This is a genomic window from Salinigranum sp. (assembly GCF_041641895.1).
In the GTDB taxonomy this organism is placed as follows: domain Archaea; phylum Halobacteriota; class Halobacteria; order Halobacteriales; family Haloferacaceae; genus Salinigranum.
Genome location: NZ_JBEPXO010000014.1, coordinates 46,657 through 56,270, shown reverse-complemented (window position 1 = coordinate 56,270; position 9,614 = coordinate 46,657). Strand labels below are relative to the sequence as shown.

The window sequence follows — 9,614 nt, the reverse complement described above, 5'->3', positions numbered from 1 at the left end:
TCCCGGCGAGTCCACTTATAAATTCAATCACCATACTGCGGCAGGGGCTTTATATTCTATTGCTGGAAGAGTTCGTTATGATTCGTGTCGGGGGTGTTCGCTGGCTTGCGATTCGTGGATTTAACTCGAAGAGATAGCCAGATGATCAATCACCCGTTGAGCGGTGAGCCAGCACCCTGTGACCACCTCTCAGCTTGTCGCAACAAGAGGCAAAGATACCGATAGGTCCGGAATCTGTTCAGCCGCCAATAAAAATGGCTGCTGTATACAGGGGATGAGTTCGGCAATCGAGTGTCGTTCGCCTCGTCCGTCCAATAGCGAACCGACCGGTAGCTAACTGTGGATACCTTTCCTCGACCATTGCCTCGTCCACCAAGTCGTGATCATGACTATCTCTTCGCAGTGAACGCTCTTTGGAGCCTACCCACGAGTTGTTGCCTGTGTTCTCGGTTGGTTAGTCATGTACAATATAGTACAATTATGTGTTGAGAAATCGAATAGACTGTATCGTTATGTAGCTACTACCAATATACACATCAATTGTTTGACTGGCATGGCTCCTGAGAAATCGAGCCGACGCCGATTCATGCAGTTGAGTGGTCTCGCACTGGGAGCAACCATGCTTCCCCTGTCCGCGACGGGTGTGCAGGCAAAGAAGCCTAACGCCGTGTTCAACCTAGATTTCAGCGACCCAGCTGACGCAGCCGACAACACGGCGACAAGTGCCGGATGGGTCGTCGACCGTCGGGCACCAGAGGCGTGGACGACCGACGAAGGACGGTTGTGTATCGACATCGACGAGACTGCCGAGACGAGTGGCTTCTACGCCTATCAGGGCAAGAAGTACCAAGACGCGGACGGTACGTACTGGTACGCAGGCACGGGCTCTCGCCTCTCGTACCGCTTCTACATCGACCCCGCGTGGGAAACGGACGGTGAGCCTCACGAGTCCGGTGTCTGGCCCGTTCTCGGGAACGCAAGTGGGTCTATCAGCGCCTACCCAATCCTCGCCTATCAGGACAGTGACGCGAGCGACACGGGTGAAGCACAGTTCCGTGCGTACGTCTACGAGTCCGACGAGGATGGCAATTTCGTGACCGACAAGTGGATCGACCTCGGCATCCCGAAGAAACTCGGTATCGACCCCGAGGAGGGTGGCTGGGTGGACATCGAAGCTCAACTCCAGAGTTTCAGAGACGGTGCCGCGCTCAAGTGGCGCATCAACAACAAACTCGTCGTCGACGAGCGCGGATACAACGTGTTCGCGCCCAGCACGCAGTTCCTCGAATTCATCGTCAACAGTATCAACTTCGGGAACGACGCGACGTACTACTACGACGACTTCATGCTCTCGACGCCCGGAAACGCCAGAAACACGTGAGCGGTGCAGATTACCAGTGAGTGAATAATCGCTCCCCTAATCTGCTGGTAAACGAAGCCATTTGTTATTTGTGTTTAAATATGCCCGGGGAGTTCCCTCTTCTCCCGAATTCTTTGCTCTGGATGTTCCGTTGCACTCGTCACGTCAGCCTAGCACGTACGTAGTGCTTGACTTACGCTCTGTATCTCGCAGGGTTCGAACGACTGGCGAGTTCATCTGAGCTGCCGAAGCCGTCCCTATGTCCGTGGAACGGTGACAAGTCTTAGTATATACAAGCGCAAAGCACCTGTATATGTCCGATGCGGATACAACAAGTGGCGACGAGGGCCCCGAGATGGTCCAGATCAACCTTCGACTCAGCAAAGCCTTCCTCGAAGACATCGACGCGACATGGCAAGAACAGGGGTTCAACTCCCGAAGCGAGTTTCTCCGCTACGCTGCCCGAGACGCGGTGAAGCATCCGGAGTTCTCCCGTGAGGGGTGGAAACAGATCGCGGCAAGTGAACACGACCTTCGCTCGGGTGAATCGGAGTTGGTCTCTCGTGAGGAAGTCGTCGAGATGATGAATCGGGACGAGGATGACGAGTGACGACGACTGGACCTGGAAGTTCACGCCGCGAGCCACAGGTCAGTTCGACGCGCTCGACCCGCACGTACAGGACCGTATCGTCTCGAAACTCGACGAGGTCGTCGAGTCGGAGTGGCGCGACCCCGACGACTTCCTCGAACCGCTGACCGGTGGCCCGTTCTCGAAACTCCGCGTTGGACAGTATCGGCTCGCCTGCGTTCTCGACCGAAACGGGTTGGTGTTGGAAGTGCACCGAATCGAACACCGCAGCGGTGCGTACACTGCTGACGACGACTGACGTGCCCTCGTCTGTAACCGCAAGACTGCACGGGGATTAAAACGAATCTTTCACGCGACGTTCCGAAATCCCGGCGAGTCCATTCGGCTCACTTCGTTCGCCTCATTCCCTCGCCGACGTCCCACTCGCTTCGCTCGCGGGACTCCCGGCGAGTCCTCCAAATCGTCATCTCACTACACTTACCGACAACGAGTGTCCACGACGGCCGCCAGGCGTGGTCGTCGGTTCAGCGGCACCACGCGTGAAAGTCCTCTGCACCGCACTGGTCGGCGACAGACCACACTGTCCCGATTCTCATTCGGTGTGCATCGGCACGTCGACGTTCCGGAGTTCGTCCGTCTCGGAGTGTTCGTACCGCAGTCGGACACGGCTGCCGCTCCGAGAGACGGGAACGTACCCGAAGCTTCGCGGAACGACGATGATTTCACGACCGGGGAAGGTGGTCCAGACCGTCGATTGCTGCGAGAAGTCGGGGAGTTATCGGTTCGTATCGAGCCGTCGACGAGGACCGATGTGTCGAGTGACGCCCGACGGTGAGGCGTGGTGGGAACAGGGCATTAGTTACCCACTTCCTGACTCGTGAGTCCACCCCCGGGAGTCGGGAGCGACAGAGTGTTTATTAGAGTGGTAACTATGTCCGCGGACGGTAAGAACGGACGAATGAATCTCCGGTCTCCGAGTGCGACTGTCGCGGCGGGTCGACCCGCACCGGTCGGCCGACGGGTGTTCGACCATCTCCGCCTCTCGTCGGTCGACCGTCTCAAGTCCGCACTGGGCCCCACGCTGGGAGTGGAGTTCTGGGCACGGTACAACACACGGTTGGCCGCGCTGTCGTTCGACCCCCGGTCGCTGGCCGACCCGTTCGAGGTCCGGTGGGTCGACCCGACGGCAGTGCGGTACCGGCCGCGGTACGGCTGTTTCGACAAGTTGACAACTATCGGGAGCATCCGCGGGGGGGTCTGGGACAGGACCGACCGCGACGTGACCGACCATCCGACGGTCCGCGGACTCACACAGCGCTTCGGCGAGGGCCGCGCCTGGGAGGACACCGTCTACGTCGCACACAACGTCGCCGCCATCGAGGCCGGCGCGGTCCGGAAGGGCTGTTCGACGGCCGCGGAGTTCCTCGACGTGCGGTGTGTGTACCTCGACGCCCTCTTCGAACGAATCCGTGACGGCGGTTACGAGACACAGGAGGCGCTCGACGGGGCGATGGTCGACCACAACCGGTTCGAGACGACTCGGGACCGCCTCCTCACGAACGAAGTCGGCGTCAACGTCGGCCGTGACGGGGCGCTCCTGCTCAACTCGGGCTTCCACCGGTTCGCCATCGCCGGAGTACTCGGTCTCGAAGAGATTCCAGTTCAGGTCGTCGTCCGGCATCGTGCGTGGCAGCGGGCTCGAGAGGAGGTGCTGAGGGCGGGTGAGAGACCACCCCCCGACCCCCACGCCAAGTCGCATCCTGACCTAGTCGACGTGGCGACACCGGCGGTGGTGGCGTGAGCCGGAGGTCCGTCGTCGCCCGACCCTTCGCGATGGCGCGGGGCGTCCTGCGGCGGAACCACCATCGGGTCGGGACCTGCTGGACGACGCGAGACCCGCGTCCCCTGCTTCGGCTCTGTCTCCAGATGTATCGGGTCGCGACCCAGAGGCCGTTCAGCGACGCCGACGCGTTCGAACTCGTCACGGTCGACCCGGCCGCCGTCACCTACGTCTCGAACCGTGCGAAGGGGTGGGACTCGTGGCTCGGCGAGGTGGTCGGAGGCGACTGGGACCGGCGGAGCGTGCCGCTCAACGAGATACCCATCGTCCGCGTCGTCACCGACCACATCGAGCAGGGTGACCCGCTCGACTGTGACCGCCACCGGCGGTACTACGCGGAGGAGTGTCGACGGGAAGAACCCTTCGGCGTCCGGTGTGAACGACTCTCGGGCCTCATCTGGGACATTGAACGGAACGGCTACCGAACCCAGCGCGAACTTCTCGAGCGCGAGGACATCCACACGCTCCAGGGACAGAACAACGACACCGTCCACCCGCTGTTGAACGAGATTCGGGTGGACATCGACCGCGGCGGGGGTTTGCACCACTGGCGATGTGGGCTCCACCGGCTGGCTATCGCGCGAGCGCTCGGCATCGAACGCGTCCCGGTGCTGGTCGGGACGCGCCACGCGGAGTGGCAGGCCGTCCGCGACCAGTTCCGCCGGGCGTCTTCTGTCGATGACCTCCCCGAGGCGGTGCAGGTCCACATCGGACACCCCGACCTCGCTGGCCTCGTACCGGAGTCGGCGCCTGAAACTGACGACGACCAGTCGCCCGTACCTCCCGACCGTCCGACGTCGTGAGGTCGACCCGCAGAGGGCCTCTCGGCGGTTCCCGGGAACCAGTACCGGCATTAAATTATATACGAGCACGGACAGAATATACGGGAGACTCCCGACGGCTACGCGAGCCGGGAGTCGACCGGGGCACACCGGTAGACCGATACATCGATAGAGAGAGTCGAGTCCAGGAGGGGAACCAGCACGCGTCGGCAGCACGTCGCGTGGGTCGGCGTGACGGCCACGGCGGTCACCCCGTCCGGAGTGCCCCGGCGAGTCGTCAGTCGCCAGTCGTCAGTCGTATCCGCCGAGCAGCCGCCGCGGACGGTGACGAACCGTGAGGCCGACCGCGCCGCGACGAAGCGGGCGACGTCGCAAGGGTAACGCATCTGGCCTCCCTACCCCGGTCATGGTTCCACTCGCGATGGGGTGGCGACACCTGCTCTTCGCCAACTACCCCGTCCCACCCGCGACGGTCGACGCACACCTGCCCGACGCGCTGGCCGTCGACACGTTCGACGGCGACGCGTGGCTCTCGGTCGTCCCCTTCACCAACGTCGACGTCCGTCCGCGCGGCCTCCCGGCGGCCGTCGGCGTCGACCTCCCCGAACTCAACCTCCGGACGTACGTCACCTGCGACGGCGAACCCGGCGTCTACTTCTTCAGCCTCGACGCACAGGGTGTCATCTCGGTCCTCGGCGCGCGCGTCTTCCACCGCCTCCCGTACTACTACGCTCGCATCTCGCTGGCGGGCGACGGCGACGGTGGCGTCCACTTCGGGAGTCGCCGCCTCCACCCCGGTGACCGTCCGGCACACTACGTCGGGACGTACCGGCCGAGTGGGGCGGCCTTCGCGTCCCGCGACGACCCGAGGGCGGTCTTCCTCACCGAACGGTACCGCTTCTACACGCAGGGGTCCGACGGTGCGGTCCGCTACGCGAACGTCGCCCACGGCCCGTGGACCCTGTACCCGGCGACTGCCACGGAGGAGACGAACACGCTGTTCGCGGCCAACGGGTTCGACGACCCGTCGTCCGACCCGGTCTGCTACTACAGCCCCGGGGTCGACGTCACCGCCTCGCGGAGTCGTCGGTGGCGACAGGGTGTGGAGGGGACGAGCGTGAGCGGGGGAGCAGAAGCGTGACCGAGCGGACGGGCAGCGACCCCGGGAGCGACGACGGAAGCGACGTCGACGGTCGGGTCGCCGACGGAAACGACGCCGACGCGGACGGCGAGGGGGAGGTCGGTCAGAGGGACGACGTCGCAGTCGACCTCGCCGAAGTCGTCGACGAGGGGCCGGTGCTCCTCTTCGACGGCGTCTGCAACCTCTGCAACGGTGTCGTCCAGTTCGTCGTCGAGCACGACCCCGAGGGGACGCTCAGGTTCGCGTCGCTGCAGTCGGCAGTCGGGGAGGCGGTCCTCGACCGACTCGACCTCCCAGCCGACGAACTGGAGACGGTGGTCCTCCTCGAAGGGAACCGGGCCTACACGCGGTCGGCCGCGGCCATCCGCGTCGGTGAGTTGCTCGGTGGCCCCTACCGGGTGGCGGGGCTGGGATGGCTCCTGCCGCGACGGGTCAGAGACTGGCTGTACGCGGTCGTCGCCGAACACCGCTACGAGTGGTTCGGTCGGAAGGACCAGTGCATGGTGCCGACGCCGGCGTTGCGCGAGCGGTTCGTCGAGTGAACGCCGGTCGGACGGGGTCGAGTGGACGAGGCTGGCCCGACAGGACGACCCGTCAGTCGGCGTCCCAGTCGTTGACGACGTAGAAAGCGCCGACGGCGACGAACAGACCGACGAGAGCGACCCCCATCTCGACCCGCGGACGGCCGGTCTCGCTCCGGTCGAGGACGCGGTGGAACCAGAAGAGGTTCGCCGCGGGCGTCGCGTGTGCGGCCCGCCAGGCCGTCGCGACGCTGTCGACGCCGAGTTCGTGGAACATCCAGTGGCCGTCCGGAATCATCGCCCAGACGCCGCTCGCGAACGTCACGAGAAACTCCCGGCGCGGAGACCAGTCCACGAGGAGGAGGGCGAGCAGGCCGCCGGTGAGGCCGACGGCGAAGTGGACGAGCGCGTCCATCGAGCACCGGTTGGAGGGGGAGCAGGATTAACGCATCGTCTCCGCCCCGTCCGGACATCGAGCGACGTACAGCGTCTCCACCGCGGCGTCCGCGTCGAGCGTCACCCGTTCGACCGGAACGAGGGGCTGGTCACCGCCGAGCGTAGTGAAGAGGCAGTCCGCACCGGCGACGTGGGCGACGTCCCGCGTCGGTCGGTGCAGTTCGGGGGGAAGGTTGAGCGCGTAGACGGCGTCGACGGCGTACGTCGGACCCGGCGGCGCGTCACCCCCCGCGCGGGAGACGACGTCGTCGCGGACGAACCGCACACCGTCCGGGACCGCTCGGGGGTGGACGTCCGTCGCGGTCACCTCGACCCCCCGGGCGACGAGCGCCCTAGCGACGTCCGTCCGTCGGCCGATGCCGACCTCGACGACCCGGTCGTATCGGGAGAGATAGTCGGCGAGAGCGGCGGTCGTCGGACGGGTCACGGCGGGATGTTTATGACCGACCCCTGCTTAAGTGCGTCCATGCTCGTCGACATCGTGCCGATCGGGGACGTCCCCGCGCAGGTCAAACGGGAGGCCTCCGCCGCGCTCCGGTCCGTCTACGACTGCGACGTGACCGTTCACGAGGAGCAGTCGCTCCCCGACGGTGCGTACGACCGCAGTCGGAACCAGTACCGGGCCGAGGAGTTCATCGAACTCGCCTCCCGAGTCGGCTCCGCGGAGAAGAACATCGGAATCACGGCGCAAGACCTCTACTACCGCCGACGTAACTACGTCTTCGGGCTCGCGTATCTCAACGGCAACGGCTCCGTCATCTCGACTGCGCGCCTGCAGACCTCCTCGGACGGCGGCATCTCCACGAAGCCCTCCAGTGAAGTGTTCGCCGACCGCGTCCGCAAGGAGGTCGTCCACGAAATCGGCCACACCCTCGGTCTGGAACACTGCGACAACTCCAAGTGCGTCATGTCCTTCTCCCCGACGGTTCGCGAGGTCGACGTGAAAGAGGAGAACCTCTGCGGCACCTGTTCTCGACTCGTCCGCTGACGCCCTCCACCGGACGACCCCATTCTCGCCCGAGTCACTGCTCGTCGGCGCGCGCCGACAGGACCCGCCCCCTCGACACGGTGGCCGGTCACCCGCGGGCCGACGGGACCTGTGACGACGCTTTTGACTTCGAAGCTAAACGATGCGCTCGCTGTAACGGCGCTCACGTCGCGGGGACCGACTGCGACGACGCGCTCTGCCGGGTCAGTGCGACACGCGGCGTGTCGGTCCCTCAGCCCGCGCTGGCCGACCGAGCGCGACGGTACGTTCCCCCTGTCGGAACCTCCGTCCTCGTGTTCAGACCGTGAGAACCGCCGATAGTTAGTTGTCCACGGGTGAGCAATCGACTCTCATGACGTTTCTCGTTGCAGTCGACGGATCCGATGCGAGCGACAACGCCCTCGCGCACGCGACCGACCTCGCCGAGCGGCTCGGCGAGAACCTCCTCGTGGTCCACGCGGTCGAACCGGCGGTCGTCGACGTCGGCGGGGACGAGCCCGACGGCTTCGGCGACGCTGCCGGACGCCTCGTCGCCGAGGCGGTCGAAGACGCCGAGGCGGACGCCGAGCGCGTCCTCGAGGCGGCGCGGGAGCACGCGACGGACGCGGGGGTCGACGTCGAGACGGAACTGCTGTACGGGCCGCCGCTGCAGGTCATCCCGAACGTGACCGAGCGCGCCGACGTGACGGGGCTGTTCGTCGGGCACCGTGGCATCACCGGGAAGTACGAGGGCCTCGTCGGGAGCGTCGCCAAGGGCCTCGTCGAGCGGTCGCGCGTTCCCGTCACCGTCGTCCGGTGACCGAGAGCAGAGAGACGCCGCTCGAACTCGACGGCTCGGAGGGTGGCGGCCAGCTCCTCCGGACGGCGCTGACACTCTCCTGTCTGGAGGGACGACCGTTCGAGATGACCGGCGTCCGCGCCGACCGACCGACGACCGGCCTCCGCCCACAGCACCTCGCCTGTGTCGACGCAGCGGCGGCGCTCACCGGGGCGACCGTCGAGGGTGACGACGTGGGGTCGGAGCGACTGTCGTTCGCTCCGACACACGCGCCGCGAGGCGACGTGACTGTCGACGTCGGCACGGCCGGCAGCGTCGCGCTCGTCTTCGACACCGTACTGCCGCTCGCGGCGGGGGTCGACGACCCCGTCTCGGTCACGGCGAGCGGGGGCACCGACGTGAAGTGGGCGCCGACGTTCGACTTCTTCCGCGGGGTCAAACTCCCGCTGCTCGCACGCGTCGGCCTGGCAGCGACGGTCACGCTCCGGCGTCGCGGCTTCTACCCCACGGGGGGTGGGCGAGCGACTCTCCACGTGGCTCCCTCGACGCTCCGTCCGCTCGAGTGCGAGTCGCGGGGGGACCTGGTCGCGAGCGTCCACGCCGTCGGCGCCCGTGACCTCGCCGACGCCGACGTCTGTGAACGGGCGCTCGGGCGAGCGCACGAACGGCTGTCCGTCCCCGTCGCCGAGACACACGCGACGTACGCCGAGACCGACTGCCCGGGGTTCGCACTCCTGGTCTCCGTGTCGGGCGAGACGCGGGCAGGGTTCGACGCGCTCGGCGAGCGGGGTGTGCCCGCGGAGGACGTCGCCGACGACGCCGTCGAGGCGTTCGAGCGATGGCTCGCCGGACCGGGAGCCGTCGACGAACACCTCGCGGACCAGCTCGTCGTCCCGCTGGCACTCGCGGGCGGCGTCGTCACCGCTCCGCGAGCCACGTCGCACCTCCGGACGAACCTGTCGCTGGTCGACGCCTTCGGCTACGACCTGCGAACACGGAACGAGAACGGAGGGGTCGCGGTCGAACGCGAGTGAGCGAAACGGACGGGACCGTCGGGCCGTCCGAGCGACACGGACGACCCGTGGTATGGGGGCAGGCTGGCTGTGGGGACCGTCCCGGACGGTCCGACGACCCGTCCACGGATTAGTTGGGCTCGAAC

General features: G+C 65.8%; 12 protein-coding genes. 10 read left to right on the top strand and 2 right to left on the bottom strand.

Translation table 11 applies throughout. The features are described 5' to 3' along the window. Positions 1 to 586: 586 nt before the first annotated feature. The 7 genes from ACESK5_RS04900 (at position 587) to ACESK5_RS04870 (ending at position 6,254) form a co-directional block, all read left to right on the top strand. Positions 587 to 1,381, top strand: coding sequence for a hypothetical protein (locus tag ACESK5_RS04900; RefSeq protein WP_372910428.1), 795 nt, complete (start codon positions 587 to 589; stop codon positions 1,379 to 1,381). A 292-nt stretch (positions 1,382 to 1,673) separates the two neighbouring features. After that, a complete protein-coding gene (locus ACESK5_RS04895) occupies positions 1,674 to 1,970 on the top strand; it encodes a ribbon-helix-helix domain-containing protein (RefSeq protein WP_372910427.1) in 297 nt (98 codons plus the stop codon). After that, a complete protein-coding gene (locus tag ACESK5_RS04890; RefSeq protein WP_372910426.1) occupies positions 1,960 to 2,247 on the top strand; it encodes a type II toxin-antitoxin system RelE/ParE family toxin in 288 nt (95 codons plus the stop codon). Before ACESK5_RS04895 ends, ACESK5_RS04890 begins: the two co-directional genes overlap by 11 nt. A gap of 660 nt (positions 2,248 to 2,907) precedes the next feature. Further along, positions 2,908 to 3,750 (top strand): hypothetical protein, encoded by an 843-nt coding sequence (locus tag ACESK5_RS04885; RefSeq protein WP_372910425.1) that lies wholly within the window; start codon positions 2,908 to 2,910, stop codon positions 3,748 to 3,750. Further along, positions 3,747 to 4,592: a hypothetical protein gene (locus ACESK5_RS04880; protein ID WP_372910424.1), complete on the top strand. Its 846-nt coding sequence runs from the start codon at positions 3,747 to 3,749 to the stop codon at positions 4,590 to 4,592. Before ACESK5_RS04885 ends, ACESK5_RS04880 begins: the two co-directional genes overlap by 4 nt. 400 nt (positions 4,593 to 4,992) lie before the next feature. Continuing rightward, on the top strand, positions 4,993 to 5,712 hold the full coding sequence (locus ACESK5_RS04875; protein ID WP_372910430.1) for a YqjF family protein: 720 nt from the start codon (positions 4,993 to 4,995) through the stop codon (positions 5,710 to 5,712). Beyond that, positions 5,709 to 6,254: a thiol-disulfide oxidoreductase DCC family protein gene (locus ACESK5_RS04870; RefSeq protein WP_372910423.1), complete on the top strand. Its 546-nt coding sequence runs from the start codon at positions 5,709 to 5,711 to the stop codon at positions 6,252 to 6,254. The genes ACESK5_RS04875 and ACESK5_RS04870 overlap by 4 nt, the downstream gene beginning before the upstream one ends. 52 nt (positions 6,255 to 6,306) lie before the next feature. On the opposite strand, the gene ACESK5_RS04865 is transcribed toward ACESK5_RS04870, so the two are convergent. Beyond that, complete coding sequence (locus ACESK5_RS04865) at positions 6,307 to 6,648, bottom strand: hypothetical protein (RefSeq protein ID WP_372910422.1); 342 nt, start codon at positions 6,646 to 6,648, stop codon at positions 6,307 to 6,309. 27 nt (positions 6,649 to 6,675) lie between these two features. Beyond that, a complete protein-coding gene (locus ACESK5_RS04860) occupies positions 6,676 to 7,116 on the bottom strand; it encodes a UPF0146 family protein (RefSeq protein ID WP_372910421.1) in 441 nt (146 codons plus the stop codon). Between the two features lie 39 nt (positions 7,117 to 7,155). On the opposite strand from ACESK5_RS04860, the gene ACESK5_RS04855 reads away from it, so the two are divergent. The 3 genes from ACESK5_RS04855 to rtcA all read left to right on the top strand — a co-directional run bounded on the left by ACESK5_RS04855 (position 7,156) and on the right by rtcA (position 9,489). Further along, positions 7,156 to 7,677: an archaemetzincin family Zn-dependent metalloprotease gene (locus ACESK5_RS04855; protein WP_372910420.1), complete on the top strand. Its 522-nt coding sequence runs from the start codon at positions 7,156 to 7,158 to the stop codon at positions 7,675 to 7,677. Between the two features lie 352 nt (positions 7,678 to 8,029). Continuing rightward, positions 8,030 to 8,476 (top strand): universal stress protein, encoded by a 447-nt coding sequence (locus ACESK5_RS04850; protein ID WP_372910419.1) that lies wholly within the window; start codon positions 8,030 to 8,032, stop codon positions 8,474 to 8,476. Beyond that, positions 8,473 to 9,489, top strand: coding sequence for an RNA 3'-terminal phosphate cyclase (rtcA, locus tag ACESK5_RS04845; RefSeq protein WP_372910418.1), 1,017 nt, complete (start codon positions 8,473 to 8,475; stop codon positions 9,487 to 9,489). Before ACESK5_RS04850 ends, rtcA begins: the two co-directional genes overlap by 4 nt. Positions 9,490 to 9,614: the final 125 nt, after the last annotated feature.

What these genes read in the sequence shown, in the direction of transcription:
- ACESK5_RS04875 (WP_372910430.1), top strand. Translation starts at nt 4,993, where the DNA reads ATGGGGTGGCGACACCTGCTCTTCGCCAACTACCCCGTCCCACCCGCG.
- ACESK5_RS04855 (WP_372910420.1), top strand. Translation starts at nt 7,156, where the DNA reads ATGCTCGTCGACATCGTGCCGATCGGGGACGTCCCCGCGCAGGTCAAA.
- ACESK5_RS04850 (WP_372910419.1), top strand. Translation starts at nt 8,030, where the DNA reads ATGACGTTTCTCGTTGCAGTCGACGGATCCGATGCGAGCGACAACGCC.
- ACESK5_RS04885 (WP_372910425.1), top strand. Translation starts at nt 2,908, where the DNA reads ATGAATCTCCGGTCTCCGAGTGCGACTGTCGCGGCGGGTCGACCCGCA.
- ACESK5_RS04900 (WP_372910428.1), top strand. Translation starts at nt 587, where the DNA reads ATGCAGTTGAGTGGTCTCGCACTGGGAGCAACCATGCTTCCCCTGTCC.
- ACESK5_RS04895 (WP_372910427.1), top strand. Translation starts at nt 1,674, where the DNA reads ATGTCCGATGCGGATACAACAAGTGGCGACGAGGGCCCCGAGATGGTC.
- ACESK5_RS04890 (WP_372910426.1), top strand. Translation starts at nt 1,960, where the DNA reads ATGACGAGTGACGACGACTGGACCTGGAAGTTCACGCCGCGAGCCACA.
- ACESK5_RS04865 (WP_372910422.1), bottom strand. Translation starts at nt 6,648, where the DNA reads ATGGACGCGCTCGTCCACTTCGCCGTCGGCCTCACCGGCGGCCTGCTC.